Origin of the sequence: Rhodococcus sp. NPDC076796 (assembly GCF_040702765.1) — a bacterium.
Taxonomy (GTDB): domain Bacteria; phylum Actinomycetota; class Actinomycetes; order Mycobacteriales; family Mycobacteriaceae; genus Rhodococcoides.
Genome location: NZ_JBFBMS010000002.1, coordinates 295,435 through 321,513, shown reverse-complemented (window position 1 = coordinate 321,513; position 26,079 = coordinate 295,435). Strand labels below are relative to the sequence as shown.

General features: G+C 64.5%; 25 protein-coding genes. 13 read left to right on the top strand and 12 right to left on the bottom strand.

The genetic code is table 11. From position 1 onward, the window contains the following. Positions 1 to 92: 92 nt before the first annotated feature. Together otsB and AB0366_RS06725 are read right to left on the bottom strand one after the other, a co-directional pair. Complete coding sequence (gene otsB / locus AB0366_RS06730) at positions 93 to 2,636, bottom strand: trehalose-phosphatase (RefSeq protein WP_366243193.1); 2,544 nt, start codon at positions 2,634 to 2,636, stop codon at positions 93 to 95. A 59-nt stretch (positions 2,637 to 2,695) separates the two neighbouring features. After that, positions 2,696 to 3,439 (bottom strand): FCD domain-containing protein, encoded by a 744-nt coding sequence (locus AB0366_RS06725; protein ID WP_037190693.1) that lies wholly within the window; start codon positions 3,437 to 3,439, stop codon positions 2,696 to 2,698. A gap of 80 nt (positions 3,440 to 3,519) precedes the next feature. On the opposite strand from AB0366_RS06725, the gene AB0366_RS06720 reads away from it, so the two are divergent. Further along, complete coding sequence (locus AB0366_RS06720; protein ID WP_121872172.1) at positions 3,520 to 4,080, top strand: gluconokinase; 561 nt, start codon at positions 3,520 to 3,522, stop codon at positions 4,078 to 4,080. Between the two features lie 120 nt (positions 4,081 to 4,200). After that, on the top strand, positions 4,201 to 4,503 hold the full coding sequence (locus AB0366_RS06715; protein WP_008713079.1) for a WhiB family transcriptional regulator: 303 nt from the start codon (positions 4,201 to 4,203) through the stop codon (positions 4,501 to 4,503). Here AB0366_RS06715 and AB0366_RS06710 read toward each other — a convergent pair. Beyond that, complete coding sequence (locus tag AB0366_RS06710) at positions 4,476 to 5,063, bottom strand: maleylpyruvate isomerase family mycothiol-dependent enzyme (RefSeq protein ID WP_366243192.1); 588 nt, start codon at positions 5,061 to 5,063, stop codon at positions 4,476 to 4,478. The genes AB0366_RS06715 and AB0366_RS06710 overlap by 28 nt on opposite strands. A 168-nt stretch (positions 5,064 to 5,231) precedes the next feature. Between AB0366_RS06710 and AB0366_RS06705 the strand changes: the two genes are divergently transcribed. Next, positions 5,232 to 5,675: a MarR family transcriptional regulator gene (locus AB0366_RS06705; RefSeq protein WP_347872457.1), complete on the top strand. Its 444-nt coding sequence runs from the start codon at positions 5,232 to 5,234 to the stop codon at positions 5,673 to 5,675. Between the two features lie 7 nt (positions 5,676 to 5,682). Here the strand turns inward: AB0366_RS06705 and AB0366_RS06700 are convergent, their stop codons facing one another. Beyond that, the gene (locus tag AB0366_RS06700) at positions 5,683 to 6,789 is read right to left on the bottom strand and encodes an FAD-dependent oxidoreductase (protein WP_366243191.1); all 1,107 of its coding nucleotides are present in this window, start codon (positions 6,787 to 6,789) and stop codon (positions 5,683 to 5,685) included. A gap of 163 nt (positions 6,790 to 6,952) precedes the next feature. Further along, entirely contained in the window at positions 6,953 to 7,918 is a 966-nt protein-coding gene (locus tag AB0366_RS06695; protein WP_347872459.1) for an aldo/keto reductase, read from the bottom strand. 151 nt (positions 7,919 to 8,069) lie between these two features. On the opposite strand from AB0366_RS06695, the gene AB0366_RS06690 reads away from it, so the two are divergent. Beyond that, a complete protein-coding gene (locus tag AB0366_RS06690; protein ID WP_347872460.1) occupies positions 8,070 to 8,903 on the top strand; it encodes a helix-turn-helix transcriptional regulator in 834 nt (277 codons plus the stop codon). A 358-nt stretch (positions 8,904 to 9,261) separates the two neighbouring features. Beyond that, on the top strand, positions 9,262 to 9,996 hold the full coding sequence (locus AB0366_RS06685; RefSeq protein ID WP_347872461.1) for a dienelactone hydrolase family protein: 735 nt from the start codon (positions 9,262 to 9,264) through the stop codon (positions 9,994 to 9,996). 14 nt (positions 9,997 to 10,010) lie between these two features. On the opposite strand, the gene AB0366_RS06680 is transcribed toward AB0366_RS06685, so the two are convergent. Further along, positions 10,011 to 10,514, bottom strand: coding sequence for a sugar O-acetyltransferase (locus AB0366_RS06680; protein ID WP_347872462.1), 504 nt, complete (start codon positions 10,512 to 10,514; stop codon positions 10,011 to 10,013). A 123-nt stretch (positions 10,515 to 10,637) separates the two neighbouring features. Between AB0366_RS06680 and AB0366_RS06675 the strand changes: the two genes are divergently transcribed. The 3 genes from AB0366_RS06675 (at position 10,638) to AB0366_RS06665 (ending at position 13,103) form a co-directional block, all read left to right on the top strand. Next, positions 10,638 to 11,585, top strand: a complete 948-nt coding sequence (locus AB0366_RS06675; protein ID WP_347872463.1) for a LysR family transcriptional regulator — start codon at positions 10,638 to 10,640, stop codon at positions 11,583 to 11,585. A 260-nt stretch (positions 11,586 to 11,845) separates the two neighbouring features. Continuing rightward, on the top strand, positions 11,846 to 12,568 hold the full coding sequence (locus AB0366_RS06670; protein WP_366243190.1) for a DUF2637 domain-containing protein: 723 nt from the start codon (positions 11,846 to 11,848) through the stop codon (positions 12,566 to 12,568). A 22-nt stretch (positions 12,569 to 12,590) separates the two neighbouring features. Next, a complete protein-coding gene (locus AB0366_RS06665; RefSeq protein ID WP_243594627.1) occupies positions 12,591 to 13,103 on the top strand; it encodes a DUF427 domain-containing protein in 513 nt (170 codons plus the stop codon). 4 nt (positions 13,104 to 13,107) lie between these two features. On the opposite strand, the gene AB0366_RS06660 is transcribed toward AB0366_RS06665, so the two are convergent. The 3 genes from AB0366_RS06660 to AB0366_RS06650 are packed head-to-tail and all read right to left on the bottom strand — an operon-like array spanning position 13,108 to position 17,053. Then, positions 13,108 to 14,151: a hypothetical protein gene (locus AB0366_RS06660; RefSeq protein ID WP_366243189.1), complete on the bottom strand. Its 1,044-nt coding sequence runs from the start codon at positions 14,149 to 14,151 to the stop codon at positions 13,108 to 13,110. Continuing rightward, on the bottom strand, positions 14,148 to 14,768 hold the full coding sequence (bluB, locus tag AB0366_RS06655) for a 5,6-dimethylbenzimidazole synthase (RefSeq protein ID WP_366243802.1): 621 nt from the start codon (positions 14,766 to 14,768) through the stop codon (positions 14,148 to 14,150). The genes AB0366_RS06660 and bluB overlap by 4 nt, the downstream gene beginning before the upstream one ends. 11 nt (positions 14,769 to 14,779) lie before the next feature. Next, positions 14,780 to 17,053: a bifunctional diguanylate cyclase/phosphodiesterase gene (locus tag AB0366_RS06650; RefSeq protein ID WP_366243188.1), complete on the bottom strand. Its 2,274-nt coding sequence runs from the start codon at positions 17,051 to 17,053 to the stop codon at positions 14,780 to 14,782. Between the two features lie 133 nt (positions 17,054 to 17,186). Here AB0366_RS06650 and dinB point away from each other — a divergent pair, with 133 nt between their 5' ends. Continuing rightward, on the top strand, positions 17,187 to 18,407 hold the full coding sequence (gene dinB, locus AB0366_RS06645) for a DNA polymerase IV (RefSeq protein ID WP_366243187.1): 1,221 nt from the start codon (positions 17,187 to 17,189) through the stop codon (positions 18,405 to 18,407). On the opposite strand, the gene AB0366_RS06640 is transcribed toward dinB, so the two are convergent. Further along, positions 18,408 to 19,805 (bottom strand): cytochrome P450, encoded by a 1,398-nt coding sequence (locus tag AB0366_RS06640; protein ID WP_366243186.1) that lies wholly within the window; start codon positions 19,803 to 19,805, stop codon positions 18,408 to 18,410. 88 nt (positions 19,806 to 19,893) lie between these two features. Between AB0366_RS06640 and AB0366_RS06635 the strand changes: the two genes are divergently transcribed. Then, complete coding sequence (locus tag AB0366_RS06635) at positions 19,894 to 20,469, top strand: TetR/AcrR family transcriptional regulator (RefSeq protein ID WP_366243185.1); 576 nt, start codon at positions 19,894 to 19,896, stop codon at positions 20,467 to 20,469. A 22-nt stretch (positions 20,470 to 20,491) separates the two neighbouring features. Beyond that, positions 20,492 to 20,767, top strand: a complete 276-nt coding sequence (locus AB0366_RS06630; protein ID WP_366243184.1) for a DUF2277 domain-containing protein — start codon at positions 20,492 to 20,494, stop codon at positions 20,765 to 20,767. On the opposite strand, the gene AB0366_RS06625 is transcribed toward AB0366_RS06630, so the two are convergent. Continuing rightward, entirely contained in the window at positions 20,764 to 21,183 is a 420-nt protein-coding gene (locus AB0366_RS06625; protein ID WP_366243183.1) for a helix-turn-helix domain-containing protein, read from the bottom strand. The genes AB0366_RS06630 and AB0366_RS06625 overlap by 4 nt on opposite strands. A gap of 292 nt (positions 21,184 to 21,475) precedes the next feature. Between AB0366_RS06625 and AB0366_RS06620 the strand changes: the two genes are divergently transcribed. Continuing rightward, on the top strand, positions 21,476 to 22,147 hold the full coding sequence (locus AB0366_RS06620) for a hypothetical protein (protein WP_366243182.1): 672 nt from the start codon (positions 21,476 to 21,478) through the stop codon (positions 22,145 to 22,147). Between the two features lie 22 nt (positions 22,148 to 22,169). Here AB0366_RS06620 and AB0366_RS06615 read toward each other — a convergent pair whose 3' ends face one another. Further along, positions 22,170 to 23,333 carry a globin domain-containing protein gene (locus tag AB0366_RS06615; protein ID WP_366243800.1) on the bottom strand — a complete coding sequence of 388 codons (1,164 nt, stop codon included), beginning with the start codon at positions 23,331 to 23,333 and terminating at the stop codon, positions 22,170 to 22,172. A 189-nt stretch (positions 23,334 to 23,522) separates the two neighbouring features. Between AB0366_RS06615 and clpB the strand changes: the two genes are divergently transcribed. Then, entirely contained in the window at positions 23,523 to 26,069 is a 2,547-nt protein-coding gene (gene clpB / locus AB0366_RS06610) for an ATP-dependent chaperone ClpB (protein ID WP_366243181.1), read from the top strand. The last annotated feature ends 10 nt before the right edge of the window (positions 26,070 to 26,079 follow it).

Sequence of the window (26,079 nt, the reverse complement as noted above, 5' to 3'; positions counted from 1 at the left end):
ATGCGCCATTGACCCGGAGGACCCCGGTGGGTGAATGAACCATTGCACGGGTCAGACGTATGCAAGGGTCCATTGACGCAGCGGGGTGAGCCCTAGGCGCTGAGCAATCTCGCACAACGCAGCAGACCCAGGTGACTGTAGGCCTGCGGATGGTTGCCGAGGGATCGTTCGGCGATGGGGTCGTATTCCTCACTGAGCAGTCCGGTGGGGCCTGCGGCGCTGACGAGTTGAGCGAACAATGCTTCGGCTTCGGCGCGTTGTCCCACCAGGAGGTATGCCTCGACGAGCCAGGCCGCACAGAGGTGGAAGCCACCTTCGCCACCGGGCAGTCCGTCGTCGTGGCGGTATCGGTACACGGTCGAGCCGCTGCGCAGTTCGGCTTCGGTGGCGGTGACGGTGGCCGCGAAGCGTGGGTCGGCCGGGTCGATCAGTCCGGACAGTCCTATGAACAACGTCGCGGCGTCGAGGTCGGTGCCGTCGTACGCGGCGGTGAAGGACTGCACTTCCTCGTTCCAGCCGTTGGCGAGCACTTCCTCGCGGATGGTCTCTCGCAGCGACGCCCAGCCGGGTTCGGTTGTGCGACCGAAGGTTTCGGCCAGCCGGATGGCGCGATCGACGGTGATCCAGCCCATCACCTTGGAGTAGACGTGGTGACGGGGGTTGTCGCGGATCTCCCAGATGCCGTGGTCAGGCTCGAACCAGCGTCGCTCGACGGCTTCGACCATGGCGCGGACGAGGTCCCAATCGTCGTCGGACAGACCGTGGTCCGATCCTGTGGCCTTGCGTGCGTGGGCGAGAGCGGACACCAGTTCGACGATGGGACCGAAGACGTCCAGCTGAACCTGTTGATTGGCAGCATTTCCCACGCGCACCGGACGCGAACCGGCGTAGCCGGGCAGCTCGTCGATGACAGCCTCGGGTGGGAGGCCGAGACCCCAGATGGTGTAGAGCGGGTGCAGACGCTCGGGGCCGGAGACCGACTCGAGCACACCGTGGATCCAGGAAAGGTAGTTCTCGGCCTCCGCCATCGATCCGACGTCGACCAGCGCGGCTGCGGTGAGTGCGGCGTCGCGCAGCCAGCAGTAGCGGTAGTCCCAGTTACGGACTCCGCCGATGTCCTCGGGCAGTGAGGTGGTGGCCGCAGCCATGATCGAGCCGGACTCGGCGTGTACGAGACCGCGGAGGGTCAGTGCCGATCGCTTCATCAGATCGCGCTTGAGAGGAGGCAGGTCAAGGCCGTCGGCCCAGTCCTTCCAGTACGCCTCCGACGCGCGGCGACGCTCCACCTCGTCCCACGGGTGTTCACTCAGATCGTCTGTGCCGAGCCGCAATTCGAGAACGATCGGTCCGTTGGACGGATCGACCTCGGCGTGTGCCGTCTGCTGAGATCCGTCGGAGACGATGTTCCAGGTGACGCCGGGACTGCGCAGCACCATCGGATCTGCGGTACCGAGAATGCGCAGGCCGTCGACGTCGGGTTCGAGTGAGGCCCAGGCCTTTCCGAATTCCGGACGCGGTGCGAAGGTGACCACGGCGGTGGCCTTGCCGGTGATGACTCGCGTCAGCGCGGTCTGGCCCTGGCCGATGTCGTGCGGCAGGTAGTCGGTGACCTGCAGGCTGGCCCACTTGGTCTGCACCGTCATCGTGCCGTCCACGTACTGCTGACTCAGCGGAAGTGATGCGCGGGTGGGTCCGACGCTGAAGTGGCCGGCCTGATCGCCGCCGAGCAGGTGCGCGAACACTGCTGCGGAGTCGGGTTCGGGGTGGCACAGCCAGGTGACGTCGGCGTCGGGGGTCAGCAGCGCAACGGCATTGGGGCTGGCCAACATCGTCAGTCGTTCGATGCGTGGGGCGTCGGCTCCCGAAAGCCACTGCCGTCGCTCTTCGAGCAGAAATGCCAGGGCGAGCGCGACCTGCTCGGTGCTGTCGATCCGGAACTCCGCGAGGGTGTCTCCCGGCCCGATCTTGACGCCGATGTCCGGCCCGTGCAGGTGTCCGAACGCCTTCTCGTCGGTGACGTCGTCGCCGAAAAAGACTGCAGCAGTAGCGGCTTCCTGGTGGCGAAGAATGTCGAGGGCGACGCCCTTGTCGGTGACGATGACGGCCAGCTCGATGACGGACTTGCCCTCGGTGACCTGAACGCCGTCCCGTGCAGCGGCGCCGGATCGCACCGCTGCGAGCGCTTCGTCACCGGCGGCGGTCTCGGCATTGCGGACGTGCAGCGCGACGCTGGCCGGCTTGGTCTCGATACTCACGCCGGGATGGGCGTCGGCGATGGCCTGCAGTTCGCCGGTGATGGCGGTGAGGAGCTTCTTGGCGTTCTCGTCGATGGCGTTGATGAATCCGGCGTCGAACTCGCTGCCGTGGCTACCCACCAGCTGCACCTCGGACGGCAGGCGGGAGAGGATCGCGAGATCGCGGAGGGCACGTCCGGAGATGACGGCAGCGTTGGTGCCGGCCAGGGAGGCGAGCCCGCGCATGGCGCTGACCGACTCGGGGTGCGGGAAGGCCTTCTGCGGGTCGGAGACGATCGGCGCCATGGTGCCGTCGTAATCGGACGCGACGAGCAGACGCGGAGTCCGAGCTACTCCAACGAGTGCGCGGCGAAGTTCGAGCGGCAATTCGAGAGCAGTCACCCGTCGAATCTAGGCGATGAACCCCGCCTCGGCGTACCTGGCTTTGTGCGCGTGATGTATCACTGCTGGTCGGGGACCAGACCGGGCGACGGAGTCACACCGGAGGCCGCCGACATCGAGGCGGCGGACTTGGTGACGATGGCCAGCATGGCGCGCTGCGCGCCGTCTGCGTCGCCGGATTGGATCGACGAGGCGACTACACCGTGCAGGCGGATCGCCTCCGGGTCGGCCTGCCGCGACATCAGGGCGTGGCGGGTGCGGCCGGCGAGCACCTCCACCACGATGTCGGACATCGACCGCAACATCGGGTTGCCCGAGGCTGCGAGCAACGTGCGATGGAAATTGCTGTCGTGTTCGAGGTAGGCGTCGGAATCCGCGGCCCGGGACGTCGACGACATTCCGATGACAGCGGCCGTCAGCGCGCCACATTGCTCGGGCGTTGCTCGATGCGCGGCGAGCTTGGCTGCCAAAGGCTCGATGCCCGAACGTAATTCGCTGAGCAGCAGCAACTGCTCGGCGCGGGCGGGCCCGGCCAGTTGCCAGCGGATGACCACCGGGTCGAGGGAGTTCCAGTTCTGCGAGCCCTGCACGGTGATCCCCACGCGCCGACGCACGGTGAGCAACCCCAGCGATTCCAGGACACGGACCACTTCCCGGACGACGGTCCGCGACACGGTGAACCGCACGGCGACGTCGTCGGCCGAGATTCGGGTTCCGCTCGGGATCGCGCCGCTCACGATGTCGCGACCGAGCTCGTCGAGCACCGAATCGTGAAGCTGGCGGAAGTCGCTGGTCTCGCTCATGTCCGACCGATCGTCCCATGGGTTGCCCGGATTCTCGCGTCTGTCCGATCCGCCGGAGCGAGATGGAGCAGTATCGAGGGATGGCATCACAGACGACAGGCAGAGCGCATCATCCGGTTCTCGTAGTGATGGGAGTGTCCGGTTCGGGCAAGTCGACGGTGGCGGGAATTCTCGCCGGCGCGTTGAAATGGGACCTGCAGGAGGGCGACGACCTGCATCCGGACGCCAACGTGGCCAAGATGGCGGCCGGTCAGCCGCTGACCGACGAGGACCGGTGGCCGTGGCTAGACGTGATCGCGGAATGGATCACCGACCACACCACGACGGGCCGATCGGGGATCGTGACGTGCTCGGCTCTCAAGCGGACGTATCGGGACGTGCTGGCTGCTGGGTCCAGGGAGGGGTCGGAGGTGATCTTCGTGCATCTGGCCGGAACGAAGGATCGGATCAGCGGACGCCTCAATGCTCGGATGGACCACTTCATGCCGTCCTCGCTGCTCGACACGCAGATCTCGACCCTCGAGCCGCTGGGTGAGGACGAGAACTCCATCGTCGTCGACATCGGTCCGCCCCCGACCAAGATCGCCGAGCACATTCTGCTCGAACTCGAGAAGCGCGCGGGAATGTCCGAGAGCCACTGATCGAGGAAAACTCAAGCAAGCATGCTTGCTTTTAAGTACTACGAATGACCGAAAGGACTTGTAAAAGTATGACGAATACGAGATAGTGAGCTTGTTCACTTTTCAGTGAGGAGACAGCTCATGGTGCGAGGCGCACCCGCCAGGCCGGTCCAACTTCCCGTCCCCAACGCAGACGTTTGGGACTGGCAACTCGACGGACTGTGTCGCGGATTGGACTCGTCCGTGTTCTTCCATCCCGAAGGCGAACGAGGTCGCGCTCGCACCTCGCGTGAGAAATCCGCCAAGCAGGTCTGCGGCCGTTGCCCGGTACTCGAACAATGCCGCCAGCACGCCCTCGAGGCGAACGAGCCCTACGGCGTGTGGGGCGGAATGTCTGCACACGATCGCGCCGACTTCTACCGCGGGGCCGTCCGAACCGCTTGAACCTGCTGTACCGCGGGGAGTCGACCCGAAAGGCGTAGTGCGGCTTCCCATATTGCAGTGACGTCGTCGATCGACAGATCCGATTCGGTTCTGAGTACCCGCAACGCCACATCCGGAGACGGATGGTAGGTGAACCCCATTGCCTGAGTCATATCCCATGTGTGGATGACCGTGTTGTTGACTTGTCGGTCGTACCAGGCGTGGGCCGTGCGGGTGATGCCGTCGATGCTGTGGAGCGATTCCCGGTCGGCAACCGCAGCGAAGGCATTCTCCAATGCCCGTGACGTCCGGCGGTAGCGCTCCTCGTATCCTCCGCCGTACAAATGTGCCGCCGCCTCGAGGTCCGATCTCGTGACCTTGTCGGCTTTGGACACCTTTTTGTGCACCGGCTCATCTGCGAGGCCACGAGCGATGGAGATGTTCTCTTCGATCAGGTGGATGTACAAGTCTCCGATGTCCCAGCTGTTCGCCGGTGTTGCTTGCCCGAGGTCGCCATGAGTCACCTCCGATAGGTACTCGGCCAGAATTTCGGTAGCGGTATGTAGCGCATTGACGTCCATCGCTGGGTCCCTTCGGACATGTCGGTACGCCTCGCCGAGTCGTCGTGTCGTCAGCAAGGGCCGAGGTTGACGGGTGAGTGTTTAACGTTGGCCTTGAAAGCAACGCAAATCATCTACCACGGTAGACGGTACCATCTACGACGGTAGATGAATTTGGGAGGGTTGTCCATGACTGGTTCCGGGAATTCGCCGAGCGACGAGCCTGACCTGGCCGCGCTCATCTTCCGAGTGGTACCACGATTGGGGTCTTTGGAAGCACCCGTCCTTCGCGACGCCGGGCTTTCGATGTGGGAGTACGCAATCTTGACCGAGGTGGCTTCTGGTGCCGCCGTGTCTCAGAAGGAGTTGTCGCGCAGAACCAAGCGAGATCCGACCCGGCTCGGTAAGCACCTGGACGAGCTCATCTCGCGAGATCTCGTCTACCGAGAGCGGTCTCGCGATCAACGTCAGCGCACGGTCGGCATCACGCCGAGTGGACGACTGCTGTTGGAATCGGTCCGCGTAAAGATCAGAATGGTCGAAGACGATCTGCTGCGAACGGGCCTGTCCGAGAGCGAGAGCACGACCTTCCGCGAACTCCTCGCACGACTCGCGAATGCGTGCGAACAGTAGGGTGCGTTCAGGAATGTTTTTCGATGCCGAACTGCTCAGCGAACCGACCAGTGAAGAGATCGGCACCCTTGTACTGGGAAACCATCTCGGTCGGCGCGAGTGTGGGTCCGTCGGGCGAAGGTAGCTGGCCGACGCCAGCTCGAGTGCCCAGGGGGAGAAGAATCATCGGGTACCCGAGAGGCTCGTAGGTGGCTCGAGGAACCCCACCTGCGATTTGGGTCTTGATATTCTCGGCGACGACGGCGGCGTGCTGGCCGGCGTACCCGGCCATCTTCGCCTCGGCGAGGTTGGTGATGTCGCCGATGGCGTAGACGTGGTCATGACCGAGAATGTTGAGCCGCTGGGTGACGGGGACCTCGCCCCGAGCGGTACGCGTCGTGAGCTTCTCGTCGCTGAGGTAGTCGCTGCTGATGGTGGCACCGTAGGCCTGAAACCAGATATCGACCGTGATCTCCACGCTAGTGGTGGTGTGCACGGTAACGATGGCGAGCTCGTTTGGTCGGGTGCGTGGGGGTGCGGTCAGTCTCGCGCCGAGCATCATCTTGATGCCGAGCGCGTCGAGCTGACGGTGCAGTTCGCGGCGGACATCGGGCAGGAACCCGGGTAAGAGCTCGTCGGCGGGGTCGATGATGGTGATGTCTTTGTCGGGCCAGATTTCTCTGGTTTCTCCTGCTAATTCCAGACCGACGGGGCCCGCACCGAGGATCAGAACTCGTTGAGCTCCGTCGAGGGCCTTGTGAGTTCGGCGCAGGTCTTCGAGTGCGGAGGCGGTGGCATTCGAGGTGGGGTTCGCGGGGTAGGGATAGGTGGATCCGGTGGCCAAGACGACGTAGTCGGCCGTGATGCGGTCACCGCTGCTGAGGGTGAGGCCCGCCGGGTCCACTGATACGGCCTTGTCGCGGATGAGGGTGGCGCGGGTCAGAATTTGGTCGAGGGGAAAAAACAAGTTGTCTGCCCAGTCGGGTCTGGCGAGCGCGCGCAGTGAGCCGGCGACGTTGACGAAAGAATCGCGCGGGTCGATGAGGGTGACGTCGGCGTCGTTCTCGAGTTCCTTGGCGAGGGCGGCTCCGCCGTACCCGGCTCCGATGATGGCGACTGTGGGTAGCATTTTCATTTCCGTTCGTGTTGTGGTTTGGGGGTGTGAAGAGGCAAGGTCGTCGTCTTTCCTGGAGGTGGCTCAGGGCTCCGAAGTCGAACGCCACCGCAGGCAGGGGCGTCGCGAACGTCTCCTTGCAAAGGCCAAAGGTCGAGCTCTAGGGATGCGACTGTGGTGAAGGTCAGTAACCGCTGGGTTCGCGGGACGTATAGGGCGCAGCCAGAGCGTGTAGGTCCTCGCTGCTCAGGGTCAGATCGACCGCAGCGGCGGCGTCGTCCAAGTGGCCGGCCCGGCTTGCTCCGACTACTGGTGCCGCGACTACGGGCTGGGCGAGCACCCACGCCAACGCGACTTGCGCCATCGGAACTCGGCGGGCCAGGGAGAGTCGTTCGACCGTGTCGATGATGGGTTGGTCGCGATTGTCGAAGAATCGCTGACCGGTAGGGTCGGTCCGAGAGCGGTGAGTTGCCATTCCGTAGGGCCGGGCGAGCCGACCCTTGGTCAGCGGACACCATGGCAGGCTGGCAACGCCTTGGTCAGCCAGCAGCCCGAACATCTCGCGTTCCTCTTCCCGCTGGACCAGGCTGTATTGGTCCTGCATCGAGACAAAGCGCGTCCAGCCACCCAGCTCAGCGGTGTGCTGCATCGACGCAAACTGCCAGGCCGCCATCGACGAGGCCCCGATGAATCGGGCCTTCCCCGCGGTGACCACCTCGTGCAAGGTCGCCATTGTCTCCTCGGTGGGGGTGTGCGGGTCGAACCTGTGAATCTGGTAGAGATCGACGTAGTCGGTTTTCAGTCGACGCAGCGAGGCGTCGAGCTGTGCTCGGATCGCAGCGCGGGAGAGTCCGGTCCCGGTCGGGCCGTCATGCATCGGCAAGCCCACTTTCGTGGCAAGAGCGACGTCCTCGCGGCGGGTGAACCGACGCATGGCGTCGCCAAGGATCTCCTCCGAGGTGCCGTTGCCATAGACGTTGGCGGTGTCCCACAAGGTGATACCCAGGTCGACCGCGCGACGAAAAATCGGCTCGGCGTTCTCTTTGTCCAGCGTCCAAGGGTTCCTGGAGCTGCGATGACCGAAACTCATCCCGCCCAATGCGATACGGCTTACTCGTAAAGCCGAAGAGCCGAGCTGGACATATTTCATCGGGCGTCGCCCGCTGCGGTTCGAAGTTCGGTGTGTGGCATGCCGGCAACGATGCGCTGGAATGACACGGTCAACCAGACCGAGCCCAGGCTAGCCCCCGGAGGGCCACGCTCACGGTGCCTCACGGATGAGCGGGGCGTAGTTTCTATCCATGGCTACCCCGTTGGGAGACTTCATTAGGGCCAAGCGCGACGCGACGAATCCAACCGATCTCGGGCTATCGGAAGACGGTCGACGGCGTGCTCCCGGACTACGGAGAACCGAGCTCGCTGCTCGCGCCCGGATCAGCGTCGAATATCTCACGCGCATCGAGCAGGGGCGCGACCGGAACCCCACCGGGCCCGTGATCAACGCTGTCGCGGACGCTCTCAGCCTCACCACAAAGGAGCGTCGCCACCTGGCCTATCTCGCGAAGATCACCGGCGGAGCATGCGCTGCGCACAGCGAACCGGAACCGCCACCGCGTTCCGTGCGCGCATCGGTACAGCAGACCCTCGATCTTCTCGAACCGGGCATCGCGTTCCTGACCAACCGAATCGGCGACATTTTGGCGTACACCACCGGTTTCGAGTTCGTCATGCAACCAACTGGACTCCTGGCCGACGATTACCCCAACCTCACCCGCTTTGTCTTCACCGATCCGAACGCCCGAGCGGTCTTCCCCGACTGGGCACACGTCGCTGACGAGCAGGCCTTCGACCTCTGGCTCGGGCCTTCGGCTTCCGCATCCGAATGGTTCAAGTCCGTTCTGGCTCCGCTAGCCGGGCCCGAGTTCACCAGCCGGCTCGACCAACACCTGCCACCAGATCGCGTCGAGCTCGAAATTCGGTTGCCCCAGGGTGACCGCCTGCGGTTCAACCGCGAAACTCTCGAGATTCCGGAGCCGGACAACCAGCAGATCGTGGTCTTACTGCCCGCCGACCACCAGACCACCCAGGCAATCATCAAACTAGGAAACGCACGGGCCGGCATCCAGGCTGGATAACACCCCGTGTCAGATCCCCACGAGCCGGGAACGACGGTGCTGGTCACGGTGCCGAACTCCTGAGGTTGCGAAGGAAATAGAAGCATTGGCCGCGGCAGCAGCACCCCTTGAATCTTTGGGTATCCGGTTCTCGGGTGAGCGCTTCGAGCGGCTGTTGTATTTGGTGATCGACGCGTTAGTCTTTCGCAATGATCACCGGGACGGCATGGCGCCACGCACGGATTGGTGACCCGGCGCTGTTTTGAGGGCCGCGCGGGTCGATGCAGAACCGCCGTTCGAACATGGACGTTACGCAGGTGCTCGAGAACCGCCTTGTTGTGTTGATGGTATCGAAAAATCAACCACGACAGGAGAATTCATGCCCACCAAAACTTTCCAGATCCCGATGGCGGATGGACACGCCGACGTCTTCGCCGCGTTTCCAGATGACCAGGTGCCGCACCCAGGCGTTTTGATGTATCCCGATGCGTTCGGTCCTCGGCCCGTGCTTCGTAAGATGGCACAAAAGTTGGCCGCCCATGGCTACTACGTGCTCGTTCCCAACATCTTCTACCGACATGGTCGAGCGCCCCTCGTCGCGCTTCCCGACCACATCGGAGAAGAAATTCGGCCGGCACTCGTCGACCAGTTGATGCCTTTCATCCATCTGCACACTGCCGAGCGCGTCTCCATCGACGCCGAGGTCTACCTACAATTTCTTGAAGAACAGCCTGAAGTGAGCACAGGTGAAGTTGGGGTGGTCGGTTACTGCATCGGTGGTCTGCTCGCGACGCGATCCGCCGCCGTGTACCCGAGCCGGATTGCCGCGATTGCCGCATTCCATGGCCCGGTGGCAGCGGACGGAATCGAAGAGCTTGCGAAAATCACCGCCGAAGTCCATTTTGGCCACGCCGCAGGCGATCTGACGCCCGAGGCTCTGAACGAATTAAATAGAGCGTTGGACGCCGCACAGTTGAGCTACAACTCCGAGATCTATCCCGGCACAATTCATGGGTACACGATGTCCGACACGGACGCCTTCGATCCGGCTGGGCTGGAGCGGCACTGGGACCGGTTGCTCGCCCTTTTCGAGAGGGCGCTGGGGACCAACTGAATGGCACCGAGAACTCAGGCGAGTGTCTTGACCACAGTCGCCGGAACCCCGGCCACCAGTGTTCGAGGGGGTACGTCCCGAGTGACGACAGCGCCGGCACCGATGATGGCGTCCGCGCCGATGGTGACGCCTTGCAGGATCAGTGCTGATGTTCCGATCCAGACGTTTCGTCCTATCGTGATCGGTGCCGAGGTGACTCCGGCCCGTCGCCCGGCGGGTTCGACCGGATGCCCCGAGGTGATCAGGCTGACATTGGGCCCCAGCATTACGTCGTCATCGATTTCGATCCCGCCGATGTCGTTGAAGCGGCAGTTCTGATTCACGAACACATTTCCGCCGATGCGGATGTTGATCCCGTGGTCCGAAAAGACCGGTGGAATGAGATGGAAGGCGTCGTCGACGGTTTGTCCGGTCAGTTCCTGCCAGCCCTCTCGAATGGCCCGCTGGTCGGTGTAGGGGATCGTACTGATTTTTGCTGTGAGCATGATTGCGCGCTGCACTTTTTCGGCGAAGTTCATGGCGGTCCTCTCTGCGAACCTCTTCCGGATGGGCATGTCGAGCAAACTGCACCCGTTGGCGGTCGGCAAACAACCTCGAGGTCGGCGAGTCACAACCGATGGTTGTCCGTATAGGGTTCGACGGTGGATACGGAGGCCGTGCGGACGTTCGTGGCAGCCGCAGACGGAGGTCAGTTCCAGGCTGCCGCTGACGGGTTGGGGCTGACACAACAGGCTGTATCCAAACGCATTGCGGCACTGGAACGAAGCCTCGGTGTCTCGCTGTTCGTGCGTTCCGGGAGGGGAGCCCGATTGAGTGTGGACGGGCAGGCTTTCCTGCCCCATGCGCGCGAGCTGGTCAAGAGTGCACAGCGGGCCGTCGGTTCGGTGGCGTTGGGCAACAGAGCATTACGGGTCGACGTTCTCAACCGTCGCACGGCTCCTGCGACCTCACTGCGGGCATTTCACAGGATTTACCCACAGATCGATCTGGATGTCGTCACCCTCCCCGACGCAAACACCGACGCTGCCCTCGACGCCGTCTTGGACGGCAGTGTGGACGCAACTTTCCGCGCCATCAGCGCTACGCGCAGTCGAACACTTCCGGCCGAACTTCGGTCGACGCGCGTCATCGACGATCGCCATCAACTACTCACCGGGCCGAAGCATCCCCTCGCTCACAAGGCTTCCGTCTCTCTCGCAAATCTTCGTCCACACCGGATATGGATGCCAGGCGTGCGTTCCGACACCGACTGGGGTGCATATTACGATGAGTTGGGCCGAACGTTCGGGATCCGAATCGACTCGATCGGAACAAGTTTCGGTGTGGACGTACTTCTCGAAGAGCTTGCGAATTCTGCCCATATATCCACTCTGATCGGTGAAGGGTCCAGGTATCTGTGGCCCGAGTCCTACGATCTGCGCAGAATCCCGATCGTCGATCCCATCCCGGTTTATCCACATGCGATCGTCTGGCGCGCTGACAACAGGCAACCCGCGCTGCGGGTTTTCCTCGAGTACTTGCAAAGCTCGCAGAGCAGTCAGAAGAACCTCGCCCTCGCCGAAACCTGGACGCCGCCCGCCTGGGCGTGATGCGCTACGAGGACGCTGGCAAGTGCATGCGCGTGGCCTGAACACGTTCAATCGCAATCGATGTAGACAGGGTGGAGCACGGCCCGGGTGGCGGTGAACGCAGTGGCAGAGTTCTTCTCCTCGGCGGGTGCTCTGCCTAGTACCGGTCAGACGCTTCACGTCAACGGCGGCGCGTTCACCACGCGATAGCCGGGTGCCTCGAGGGCAGCTCCCGCCCGATCCGTCGAACTTGTCGGTGGCATCGTGTTTCATGACGATCCATGAACAAGGTCCTGCGTGCGACACTCGTCAGTGCGGTCGTCATCACCACCGTCATCGGAATTGCGTCCTTCGTGCTGAGCTTCGCCGCACTGTGGGATCTCGCCACGATGGCAGGCGTTCCGCGTTCACTGTCGTGGCTGTGGCCGGTGATCGTCGACGGCACCATCCTGCAGGCCACGATCTCCGTCATCGCGCTCGCCCAATTCGAGGATCAACGCAGTGGTCGACGCTTCTTCTGGGGCGTGTTGATCACGGCAGCTCTGGTGAGTATCGGCGCAAATGCCATGCACGCCTTCATCTCCGACGCCGGCACACTGCATCCGGCCCTGTCCGCGGCCATTGCCACCGTCGCCCCGGTGAGCCTGTTGGCCGCAACCCACGGACTCGGCATCCTCGTTCGGATACCGGCGGAACTGCCGAAGACCACCGACATCGCCGACGAAGACCCAACCCCCGAAGAGGTGGCAACAGCGGTCCCCCGAGCCGAACCCGTGACACCTGCGGCCGAACTCCCCACCCCCGAACTCCCCACCCCCGAGATACCGGCACCCGCGCCGATGGTCCGTACCGAGCCGGTTCGCATCGAGCCTGTCCGCGCCGAACAGCGCCCGCCCGAAGCCCCGGTCACCTCTGTGCGCACGGTCGAACCTCTCGACGACGTCGATCGTTGGATTCTCGACGAGGAACGGGTGGACGATCTCTATCCCGTCGACGCCCCGTGACACCCGGTGGCACCATCGAAGTATGAGTTCACATCTGCCGAGATCCGTCGTTCCCGAGAAGCCGAAGCCGGGCCAGGAGTCCGTCTGGGATTACCCCCGCCCACCCAAGCTCGAGTCCTCGAACCGTTCCCTGGTCGTTCGGCTCGGCGGCGAGGTGGTTGCCCGCACCACCGCCGCGTACCGCGTGCTCGAAACGAGCCACCCACCGACCTGGTACATCTCGCCTGCGGACGTGGTTCCGGGTGCGTTGACGCCCTCGGACGCCCGCTCGACGCACTGCGAGTGGAAGGGTGCTGCCACCTACTGGGACGTCCACGGCGGAGATGCCGTCGCACCCGCCGCGGGATGGAGCTACGAGAACCCCACTCCTCGTTTCGCCGAGATCGCCGGGTACCTCGCCTTCTCGCCCAGTCGTCTGGACTGCGAGATCGACGGTGAGGCCGTGCGACCACAGGAAGGCGGGTTCTACGAGGGCTGGATCACCGACGACGTGGTGGGCCCGTTCAAAGGAATCCCAGGGTCCTACGGCTGGTGACGGCCTAACTACCAGGCAACTCCGCGCGGGTGATGATCTGAATCGAACTGCTCGCGCCCGGGTCGCTGCCGGTCACCAGCACGTCGCCGGTCCGCGGATCGACCGCAACCGAATTGGCCTGCGTCACCGTCGGCACATCGCCCAGGGTGCGCGGAGCAGCGGGATCCGACACGTCGACCACCCGCAGTACGTTCGACGCGGTCAGCGTCACGAACAGCAGCCGGCGTTCGGGATCCACGGCGAGCCCGTACGGGTTGCCGGGTGCGTCGATCGACGCGATCTGACGAATGCCCCCGTCCGCGTCGACCGATGCGAGAAGGACCGTGCCGCCGTCGGTGTCGGCGAACCCGGCCACCGTCTGATCGACCGTCACCGCGTGTGTGAGCTTGACGCCGATCGGAGCCTGCGCAACCTCCTGCTGCGTCGCACCGTCGTAGACCCACACACCGTTGCCCTGGACGTCCGCGACGGCAGCGAACGGGCCGAGAGCCGCGACACCACCGGGTTGGACGGGGCCAGGCGGTAGTTCCCCCACCACCGACCCGCCGCGCAGGAAGATCACTCCGCCGCCCATCTCGTTGGTGGCCACGATGGTGCCGTCGGAGGTCTGCACGGCATCGTGGGGCTGACGGCCCACCCCGGTGGCGGTCGACAGAATCGCACCGTCGGCGAGCGAGATCTCGAGCAGTTCGTCGCTGCCCTCGAGCGGAACCAGCACCGGGCCGTCGGGACCGGCCAGTGAGAGATGGCGCGGCGCACCCGTCGTCGAGACCATCTGCCGCACAGCGCCGGTGGCCGCGTCGAACAGCACCACGCCGTCGGGCTCGCGCACCCCGGCAGCAGCGATCCCGGACGTTCCCACCACAACACCCTCGGGAGCGCCCGGAAGTGGAACGACCGTACCGATCGGGTCGGCAGCATCCGGAGCCTGTGCGGGCTCGGCCGCCGGAGTGGTCGGTGGAGTGGACGGTTCGGTAGGCGATTCGGCAGTAGAGCAGCCGGCCACGAGCAGGCAGGCAGTGGCCACGGCAACCAGACGCGCCCTCATCGGCGGTACTGCTCGAAGTGCAGGGCGTCATCGAGGGGACGCCGGGTGCGCCAACCGAAGCGCTCGAGATCGGGTACCTCCTGGAACGATTCGACCGGGCCGACACACAGCCAGGCGATCGGCCGGACCGGTGCGGGGATGTCGAGCAGTTCGGTGAGGTATGCCTCGTCGTAGAACGAGACCCAGCCGACGCCGACGTTCTCGGCTATCGCTGCGAGCCAAAGGTTTTCGATGGCAAGTACGGCGGAGAACAGTCCGGTGTCGTCGACGGTGTCGCGGCCGAGGACGTGCCGTCCTCCACGGTTCGGATCGTAGGTGACGACCACGCCGGTTCCGCTCGTCTCGATTCCCTCGATACGGATGGGGTCGAACGTCTTTCGGCGTTCGGCGTCCAGCTTGTCCGCGAAGTCCTGTCGGCAACCGGCCACGTGGGCGGCGAATGCGCTCAGAGTGTCGGGCTTGCGGACGACCACGAAGTCCCAGGGCTGGGTGTTGCCGACGCTCGGGGCCTGATGCGCCGCTCCGAGGATTCGGCGCAGAGTCTCGTCGTCGACGACGGTGCCGTCGAACTCGGCGCGGACGTCGCGGCGAGATCTGATCGCGGCGTACACCGACAGGGCTGCCTCGGTCATGATATCCGTTCTCCTGTAGCAGTATTCAGACGTGCGTTCAGTTCGGCGACCAGGGCGGGCAGTCGGTCTGCCGAGGTGGGCCGGCCGAGGTGGTAACCCTGAGCTCGTCCGCACCGTAGCTCGCGCAACGCCGTCATCGTCACCTCGTCCTCCACTCCCTCTGCCGTGACCGACAATCCCAGCGTACGGGCGAGTTCGACGGTCGATCGCACGATGGCTGCATGCGCTGGGTTGCGCGCCATGCCGCCGATGAAGGTGCGGTCGATCTTCAACTCCTGTACCGGTAGCCGCTCGATGTACGCGAGAGAGCTGTAGCCCGTGCCGTAGTCGTCGATGGCGACTTGCACACCCATCGCATGCAATATCGACAGGCTCTCGGTCGCGCCCACCGGGTCGGTCATCGCCGACGTCTCGGTCACTTCCAAGGTCAATCGGCCAGGTGGGCAGGCAAATTCCTTCAGCGCCGTGCACACCTGCCCGATGAGGGTGTCGTCGAACAGATTGCGGGTCGAGATGTTGACGGCGATGCTCAACTCGAGTCCCTCGGACATCCACTGCTCGCGTTGGGCGAGGGCGTGGGTGAGGACGTAGCTCGTCAACGGCCGGATCAGTCCGGTGCGTTCGGCGGTGGGCAGGAATGCGCTGGGGGACAAGACCGCGCCGTTGGGGTGATGCCACCGCAGCAGTGCCTCCACGCCGACGACGGTCATCGTCGTGAGGTCGACCTGCGGCTGATAGTGCAGTCGCAGTTGATCCGTTTCCAGTGCTGTGGTGAGTTCGCCGAGCATGATGAGTTGCTCGCTCTTGTCCCGGTCCATCGACCGGTCGTAGTACGCGATGCGCGACTGAGCGGCTTTCGCGGTCTGGACGGCGAGGTCGGCGCGCTGCACGAGGCGATCGGGTGTCGTCTCGTCCTCACCGTCGCCGGCCGGAGAATTCGTCGCAACGCCGACGCTCGCTTCGATCAGCAGGGTCATGTTCCCCACCTCGAAGGGTGTGGCGAACCGGAGCTGAATCTCGTGTGCCAACGCGGCCGGATCCATCGATTCCGATGCCCCACACAAGGCGAACTCGTCACCGGCCAAGCGCGCCAACAGAATCGAGTCGTCGGCGACGCCGCGAAGGCGCTCGGCGACCACCACGAGGACCTGGTCGCCGAGGCCGCGTCCGAAGGTGTCGTTGATCTCCTTGAAGCGGTCGATATCGACGGTCAGCAAAGTCGATTCACCCGCATTGCCCCAGAGCCGATGTTCGAGGGCGCGCAGGTTGGCCAGTCCGGTGAGGTGATCGGTATCTGCGACGGCACGTAGCTGGACGGTCTGAGTGTGCAACAACCGCAGCAGATCCGTGATGCGGAACATCACCAGCACCACCAATGCGAGTGCGCACAGCAGCACCGCCCATCCCCATTGGGCGATCGGCTCGTCGCGAACGACTTCGATGAACATCACGATCGGCGCAGTCAGGGTGGCCGCGGTCAACACGACGACCGTGGGAGTGGTGAACGACGCCATCAGATGGGCGTCGGACTCGATGTTCGGGTTGGTGATGCGCCGCATGGACGGGTGAAGGGCTGCGACGCCGATCAGGACATAGGAGATGGTCCAACCGACGTCGAACAGAGACCTGTCGGACGAGGAATCCGAGACCATCGCGAAGTTGTTCACGGTGTCGGTGACGACGAGCAGCGCAACGGCCACGGTGAGCAGTCGATAGGACAGGGCTCGCCATTGCCGTGAGCCGACGAAGTGGGCCAGCAGTCCCAGCAGGAAGATGTCCATCGCGGGGTACGCGACCTCGACCAGACCGGCGATTCCGGATATACCCTCTTCGCCGAGTGACGGCTGCACGGCGAACACCCAGGTGAGCAGACCGAACGCGACCATGACAATGGCGCTGTTGGCGACATGGCCGCGCTCACTCGCTCGCCACTTGTGCCGAGCGAGGAGAAACAAGCCGAAACCGTAGACCGGATACCCGACGAGATAGAAGGCGTCTGCCAGCGACGGATACGGGACGCTGCCCCGGGTGATGTGGATCCACTCGTAGGCGATGTCGCCGATCACCCACAGGGCAGTACCTGCCGCGATGGCCAGCCACGCTGTGCGGTTGCGTGGCCGGTGCATTCTGGTGCCGATGACGGTGGCGGCGACGGCGGAGGCTCCGACGAGAACGAAGACCGACTGGCCCCAGACGGTCGTCGGGACCACGAAGTAGGCGGCGCAGCCGAATGCGCCGAGCACTGCGTACCACCGCCACCAGGCCGTCACGATTTTCTCCAGCCGTTCACGCCGATCCGACGGCTTCAACAATGGCACACTCGGTGATCTGGGTCACTTCGTCCACCCTGATTGCTCGGGTTGTGCATGGAGGAGTGTCGGTAGCACGTGCGAGCATAGTTTCGTGGAGTCGAACACTCAGAATTTGGCGAGCATCATGCACGCCGATCTCGACTCCTTCTATGCCTCGGTGGAGCAGCGCGACGACCCTCGGTTGCGCGGAAAGCCGGTCATCGTCGGCGGGGGAGTGGTGCTCGCCGCCAGCTACGAGGCCAAAGCGTTCGGCGTGCGCACGGCAATGAGCGGCGGGCAGGCCCGCGCGGTGTGCCCGCAGGCCATCGTGGTCCCCCCTCGCATGGAGGCGTACTCGCAGGCGAGCAAGGACGTGTTCGACGTCTTCCACGACACCACGCCGTTGGTGGAGGGCATCTCCATCGACGAGGCGTTCCTCGACGTCGGCGGTCTGCGCAAGATCGCGGGCAGCGCCGCCTCGATCGGGGAACAACTGCGACGGGACGTCGCCGAGCAGGTGGGGCTGCCGATCACCGTCGGGATCGCGACCACCAAATTCCTGGCGAAGGTGGCCAGCGCGTTCGCCAAGCCCGACGGACTGCTTCTCGTTCCGCCCGGCGGCGAGCTCGAGTTCCTGCATCCACTGAACATCGAAAGGCTGTGGGGTGTCGGCAAAGTGACCGCCGAGAAGCTCCATGTCCTCGACATCAGGACCGTCGGGGATATCGCAGCCTACGGCGAGCGGTCGTTGGCCTCGGTGCTCGGCAAGGGTGCGGGCGCCCACCTGTACGCGCTGGCCATGGGCCGGGATCCGCGGCGCGTCCAACCAGGGAAGTCGCGTAGTTCCATCGGCGCGCAGCGAGCACTCGGACGCGGTAGGCACGACGCGGCCGAGGTGGAGGCGTCGTTGATCGGGCTCGTCGATCGCGTCACGCACCGGATGCGCGCAGCGGAGCGAACCGGTCGAACCGTTATGTTGCGCTTGCGTTTTGCCGACTTCACTCGCGCCACCCGCTCGCACACACTCGATCGCGCGACCGCCGACACCCGAGACATCCTGGACGCCGCACTCGAACTGCTCCGCGATGCTGCACCGCTGATCGCGGAGAAGGGCATCACCCTCGTCGGTGTCACCGTCTCGAGTATCGACAAGGGCGGAGCGGAACAGCTCGAGTTGCAGTTCGACGCACCGTCGGTGCGAAAGCCCCCGGAGGCATCGGCTCTCGACCGCGCGCTCGACGGGGTACACAAGAAGTTCGGATCCACCTCGCTCACTCGTGGGGTGCTGCTCGGCCGCGATCCGGGAATCTCGGTTCCGCTGTTGCCGGACTGACTACCGTCGTGTTGTCGGTTGCACCCGAAAGCCGGTGGGCATCATGGTCAGTCGTTCCACGACCTGCAGGTTGTACGACGGGTCGGCTCGCAGATCGAAACGCTGGAGAATCGTTCCGAGTACCAGGACCGCTTCGTGAATGGCGAATTGCCTTCCGATGCAGGCGCGTTCACCGGTGCCGAAGGGCTTGTAGACATGAGCCGGTCTGGCTCTGATGCGGTCGGGTAGAAAGTTGTCCGGGTCGAACTCGCCGGGTCGATCGCCCCACACCGGATCGCGATGCAGGGCCGTCACCAGCACGATCGCCCAGTCCCCGGCCGCCATTCGGTAGCCGTCACCGACGGTGGTCTCGGTCCGTGCTCCGCGGCCGAACGCGGGAACCGTCGGCCACAGGCGCAGTGATTCGTCGAGGACTCGGCGGACGTATCGCAGCTTGGGGACCTGCCCGAACTCGGGCTTGCCCGCGCCCCACACCTCGTCGACCTCGGCGCGGGCCCGCTCGAAGACTTCCGGATGTGTCGCCAGGTAGTACAGCGCGAACGACAGTGCACCGGAGGTGGTCTCGTGCCCGGCGATCAGGAACGTCAGGATCTGGTAGCCGATGTTGGCTTCGCTCAGTGCATTCGGATTGTCGACCTCGCGTGCCGCGTCCATCATGATCTGCAGCAGGTCGTCGAAGTCTTCGGTGGACCGGCGTCTGGTCCGGACGACATCTGTGAGGACGTCGGCCAGGTACTGCTTGTTGTGTGCGTACTTTCGATCGGATCGGGCGAACAGGGGCTTGGCGAACGCGGGGATCTTCAGCAACGCACGCCGCTGGTTGTACGTCAGTGCGCCGACCATGGCGGAGACGAACGGATGCGGCTCGGTTCGCTCGAACGAGCCGAAGCTGTAACTGAATCCGGTGCGACCGATGGTCTCGAGCGTCAGCTTCGTCATGTCCGAGGACACGTCGGTCGTTGCGCCTGCGCGTGAGCGGCCTTCCCAGTGCCGAACGAGATCGTCGGCGACGTCGACCATGATCTCGTGATAGCCGCGCATGGCACCGGCGGTGAACGCCGGACGCAGAAGATCGTGGGCGCGTTGCCAGTTCGGCTCGTGGTTGTAGGCGGTGAACAGCCCGTCGGCCCCGATGTCGCGCAGATTCTCGACTCCCGGGGGCAGAAACTTCTCGAAGCGCTTCTCGTCGCACAGCTCGCCCACCACGTCGGCACCGGAGGCGAAGACAAAGCGCCGGCCGAGGACGTTCCGCTCGAACATCGGGCCGAGACGGCCTGCCATGGCGGTCGAATCCTGAACCGGGGTGCGCGGGTCGACGCCGACCAGGTCGCCGAGCACGGGAATTCGGTACGGGGGATGCGGTAGAGCGCCGTTTCGTACCGCGAACTCTGTCGACATCGCCACTCCATGGTTTCGGCTTGTTGAATCGGTGTCCAATAGTGACCGTACTCACTGTTGAACTCGTGTCAAGTAAAGTTCGAGGCCCATGACCACACCTCGCAAGCGCATGACGCCGGCGCAACGGCGTGCGCAACTACTCGAGATCGGCTCGGCACTGTTCGCCGAGCGGCCCTACGAGGACGTGTGGATCGAGGAGGTCGCCGATCTCGCGGGCGTCTCACGCGGGTTGATGTACCACTACTTCCCGTCCAAGCGGGAGTTCTTCGTCGAGATCGTGCGCACCGAATCCGAGCGAAACCTCGACCTCACCGCACCGGACACCTCGCTGCCTGTCCTCGAGCAGATCGCCGCCGGGCTCGACGCCTACATCTCCTACACCGACGAGCACGCGCACGGCGTTCGAGCCGTCAACCGCGGGTCCCTACTGGGGGACCGCCGAATCGACGACATCCTCACGCGTGAGTTCGAGATCCAGCAGGAGCGGATCCTGGCTGCTCTGCCCGAGAGATTTCGCGACGACGAAATGATCCGGACCGCGCTGCACGGGTGGGTGGCCTTCGTGCGAGCGGTGTGCCTGGACTGGGTGGAGCGCAGAACTCTCGACCGAGAGCAGGTCCGTGCCGTGTGTCTACGTGCCGTGGCAGGTCTTCTCGAGGTGTGACCTGCGGGGTTATCGTCGACGCATGTGCCGAAACATCACCACCCTGCGAGGCTTGGAACCCCACGCCACCGACGAGGAGATCGAAGCGGCCGCGCGTCAGTACGTCCGCAAGATCAGCGGCGTGCAGAAGACGTCCGACGCCACCCGTGACGCCTTCGAGCTGGCTGTCAGCGAGGTGACGGCAACGACGCACCGGCTCCTCGATGCGCTCCCGGAACGCCGTCAGCCTCCGCCGACGGTGCCGCCACTGAGGCGTCCCGAAGTGCAGGCCCGAATTGCGGCCAAAACTGGGTCCTAGAGGGTGCTGTCGGGCGGCACCGCGGGGAGTCCTTCGCTCACGCGGAGCTTCTCGGCCATCGAGCTGAGTAGGTTCTGGGATTCCTCGGACAGGTCGAATGCCCGGGCGGACAGGCGGCGTAGGCCGTATCCCTGCAGCTGGGTGAGCAGTTCGAGGTCGTGATCGACCTTGGCTGCGTAGATGTTGTCGAAGAAGTAGTCGGACTTGACCTTGAAGAACGCGGCGAGTGCCGCCACGGTGTCCGCGGACGGATTGGCGCGCTGCCCCGACCGCAATTGCGAGATGTACGGCTTGGAGATCTGATGCCCGCGCAGGGCCAGAGCGTCGGCGACCTCGGCATTGGTGTGTGGCTTGCGTCCGGGCGGGTGGATCGTGGAGAACAGATGGTTCAGACGTGCGGCGAAATCAGCGGACATCGGGGATGTGTGTGCCTTCCTGATACAGCCGCTGCCCACCCGGGCAGATCGGTCCGCCGCGGACCGAACCGGCTCATAGTAGCCGCTGCCGCGATTCCGGCGAACCATGGCTGACCTGCAGAAACTCATCCGAAAATCGTACTGATCGGTTTCATGGGGTGGGTGACGTGCGGGGCCGAGTCCGCGCAGCCGGGTGCCCAGGACACTGGATCGAACGAATGGTTTTCCGCAGAATCGGACACGTGCTTCGAGCCTCGGTGGCAGACTGTCTTGCCAGGCGAAGGGGGTGGAGATGACCGGTCGTCGACGACGAACGTTCGATTCACGAGACGGTGACGCGGAGGTGGTCGAACCACTGCTGCGCGCAGTGCTGTCCTACGCGCCGCGGGACGAGTCGCCCATGCCGCACCCGTCCGAGGGAATCATGCTCCGGGCCGAGGACGGCTCCGGGTTCGTTCGGCTCGAACTCGCCATCGCAGACGATCTCGGCGCAGGCATCCCAGGGCCGTTCGGGTCCAGGTTCTACGAATGCGGTTCGTTCGAAGTGATTGTCCCGCAACGAGATCCACGAGACGGTGCGCTGTTGATGATCCACCTGCTCGACGCGCGAGCGCCCCACCGGTTCGAGTTCGCCACGTCCATGCCGCCCCGGTGGAGCCTGCGGCTCGAGCACGACGGCTCGGTGTCGGTACTCGACGATCTCGGCGATGCAGTGATATTCATCGGCCGCCCATGGGCTTTCGACTCCGACCTGCATCCGGTTCGCGTGCACTACACCATCGAGAACGGCCTCCTGGTGCAGAACGTCCTGGCCACCGCGGACACCGGCTATCCGATTCTGATCGATCCGGATCCCGATGCGATCATCACCGGAGACGGCCGACTCATCACCGAGACCTGGAGTCCACGACTGGTGGCCGGCGGAATCGTCGAGGATCTGCCGCCGAAATCTCTGTCGAGCTGATTTTCCTGCAGCGCAGAGTGATTCAGAACGGATCGTGCTGAATGTGCTCCATCGGCGTGCCGACCTTGCGGAGGGCGTAGATCGTCGTCCGTACCATCGACGGCGACCCGCAGATCTGAATCTGCCGATCGGCCCACGAGCCGAACTGGGTGACCACCTTGCCCACCGCGCCGTGCAGACGGTGGTGCATGCCCCACGGTAGTTCGCGAGGTGTTCCCGAAAACCACCACGGATTCTCGAGCTCCTCGGTCACCGGAACGACCGTCAGCCACGGGTTCGACAGCGACAACTGCCACAGGGTGTCCAGATCGTAGAGGTCGCACGGATACGTACCGCTGACGAACAGATGCACCCGCGGATTGTTGCTGCGCTGCGCCATCTCCATCACCTGCGCACGCAGCGGAGCCAGCCCGGTGCCTCCCGCGATCATCAGCACGTCCTCGCGGATCGCGCGATCGACATGCATCCCGCCCAGCGGCGGACTGATGGACCAGCGATCACCCACGGCGGTTTCGGTGACCATCGCAGGCGACACCCAGCCCCCGGAGACGCGTCGAACATGGAACTCGATCTCGCCGTACGGATTGCTGGGGATGGCCGGGGAAAGGTACCGCCACAGCTTCGGCCGCTGCGGAATCTGCACACTGACGTACTGCCCGGGGAAGTACGGGATCTCGCCGTCGGTCTTCAATCGCACCACCGCGAGGTCGTCGAGAAGCCGATGATGTTCGACGACGGTGGCACTCCAGAACGGCGGCAGTTCGTCGTTGTCGGCTGCGACGGCCATCGCATTGCTCACGACGGTGAGTGCGTCGTTCCAGGCGGTCTCGACCTCGTCGGTCCATACCTCGTTGCCGGCGAAGGTGCGGAACGCGCTGATCAGAGCCGAGCTGCCCGCACGGAAATGCGCGCCCGAGATTCCGTGCTTGCGGTGGTCCCGGCCGAGCTGCTCGAGGAACGGTTCGACGCGGTCGGGGTCGTCGAGATGCTCGAAGACATAGCCGAGTGCCATGACGAAGTGTTCGCGCAACGCATCCATCGACGCGGGGAACAGGGCACGGAACTCGGGGTACTCGGCGAAGAGATGCCCGTAGAACGACCGGGACAGCCGCGCCGGGCCGTCCTGTGCGGCTACGACAGATTTGAATCCGGTGCGAACCAGGGAGATCGTGCGCGCGTCGAGCATCGATCCACCTCCACCCCACCGAATCACTGCCGATGACACACCACCGACCGTCACCAAAGTAGACCGATCGAGGATATCCCGCATTTCGCCGAATGTGGAGAAAAACAAGGTTGAGCGGAACAGACTCAACTTGTCTATGGTTGTAGTCATCGACAGGCTTTGAAATCCACTCTGGAAAGAAGGTGACCGGTGGACAGTTTCACTCCCACCACGAAGTCGCAGGCAGCACTTTCCGCTGCTCTGCAGGCCGCATCCGCGGCCGGTAACCCGGATATCCGTCCGGCACATTTGTTGGTGGCGTTGCTCGATCAGACCGACGGCATCGCCACACCCTTGCTGAAGGCCGTCGGCGTCGACCCCGCAACGGTGCGTCGAGAAGCGCAGAACCTCGTCGACCGCATGCCCTCGGCATCCGGTTCGACCACCACTCCGCAACTCGGCCGTGAAACTCTCGCCGCGATCACCGCCGCGCAGCACCTGGCCACCGAACTCGACGACGAGTTCGTCTCCACCGAACACATCATGGTGGGCCTGGCGACCGGCAGCGACGACGTCGCCAAGCTCCTGACCGGCCACGGAGCCGGACCGAACGAGCTGCGCGACGCCTTCCAAGCCGTCCGGGGCAGCGCCCGGGTCACCAGCGCAGATCCCGAGAACACCTACCAGGCGCTGGAGAAGTACAGCACCGACCTGACCGCGCTGGCCCGAGCAGGCAAGCTCGATCCCGTCATCGGACGCGACACCGAGATCAGGCGCGTCGTGCAGGTTCTCTCACGCCGCACCAAGAACAACCCGGTGCTCATCGGCGAACCCGGCGTCGGCAAGACGGCCATCGTCGAAGGACTCGCACAGCGCGTCATCGCCGGAGACGTTCCGGAGAGCCTGCGCGGCAAGACCGTCGTCTCCCTCGACCTCGGTTCGATGGTCGCTGGCGCGAAGTTCCGCGGCGAGTTCGAGGAACGGCTCAAGGCCGTGCTCGACGACATCAAGAACTCCGCCGGTCAGGTGATCACGTTCATCGACGAGCTGCACACCATCGTCGGAGCAGGCGCGACCGGTGAATCGGCGATGGACGCGGGCAACATGATCAAACCGATGCTCGCCCGCGGCGAACTTCGCCTCGTCGGTGCGACGACTCTCGAGGAGTACCGCAAGTACATCGAGAAGGACGCCGCGCTCGAACGACGCTTCCAGCAGGTCTACGTCGGTGAGCCGTCGGTCGAGGACACGGTCGGCATCCTGCGCGGACTCAAGGAGCGGTACGAGGTGCACCACGGCGTCCGGATCACGGACTCCGCCCTCGTCGCCGCCGCCACGCTCAGCGACCGGTACATCACCGCGAGGTTCCTCCCCGACAAGGCCATCGACCTCGTCGACGAGGCCGCGTCCCGTCTGCGGATGGAGATCGACTCGCGACCCGTCGAGATCGACGAGGTCGAACGCGCCGTCCGCCGCCTCGAAATCGAGGAGATGGCCCTGGCGAAGGAGACCGACGACGCGTCGAAAGCTCGGCTCGACAAGCTCCGCCAGGAACTCGCCGATCTGCAGGAGAAGCTCGCCGGGCTCAGCACACGCTGGCAGAACGAGAAGAACGCCATCGACTCGGTGCGGGTCCTCAAGGAGGAGCTCGAGAACCTGCGCGGCGAGTCCGATCGCGCCGAACGCGACGGCGATCTGGGCAAGGCCGCCGAGCTGCGCTACGGACGCATCCCGACTCTCGAGAAGGAGCTCGCAGCCAAGACCGAGGACTCGCCGGCTCAGGGCGACGTGATGCTCAAGGAAGAAGTGGGACCGGACGACGTCGCCGACGTCGTCGCAGCCTGGACCGGAATCCCCGCGGGCCGGATGCTCGAGGGCGAGACCGCCAAGCTGCTTCGCATGGAAGACGAACTCGGTAAGCGGGTCGTCGGTCAGAAGGACGCAGTACAAGCGGTGTCCGACGCCGTCCGACGCTCCCGCGCCGGGGTGGCCGATCCCAACCGTCCGACGGGATCGTTCCTGTTCCTCGGACCCACCGGCGTCGGCAAGACCGAGCTGGCGAAAGCGTTGGCGGAGTTCCTCTTCGACGACGAACGCGCGATGGTGCGCATCGACATGAGCGAGTACAGCGAGAAGCATGCCGTCGCTCGGCTCGTCGGTGCACCTCCGGGCTACGTCGGATACGAGGCCGGTGGCCAGCTGACCGAGGCTGTGCGCAGGCGTCCGTACACGGTGGTGCTCTTCGACGAGGTCGAGAAAGCGCACCCGGATGTGTTCGACATCCTGCTCGCAGTGTTGGACGAGGGCCGGCTCACCGACGGCCAGGGCCGAACCGTCGACTTCCGCAACACGATCCTGATCCTCACCTCCAACCTCGGTGCCGGCGGCACCAAGGAGCAGGTCATGGACGCGGTGCGGCGGTCGTTCAAGCCCGAGTTCGTCAACCGACTCGACGACGTGGTGGTGTTCGACGCGTTGTCCGAGGATCAGCTCGAGTCGATCGTCGACATCCAGCTCGGCTTCCTCGCCAAGCGTCTGGCGGCTCGTCGCCTGACGCTGGACGTGTCGTCGCCGGCGAAGTTGTGGCTCGCGGTGCGCGGCTACGACCCGCTGTACGGAGCGCGGCCGCTGCGCCGACTGATCCAGCAGGCCATCGGGGATCAACTGGCGAAGCTGCTGCTCGCCGGCGACGTCCACGACGGCGATGTGGTGTCGGTGAACGTCAGCCCGGATGGCGATCGCCTGATCCTGGGCTAGCTGCGGTCTT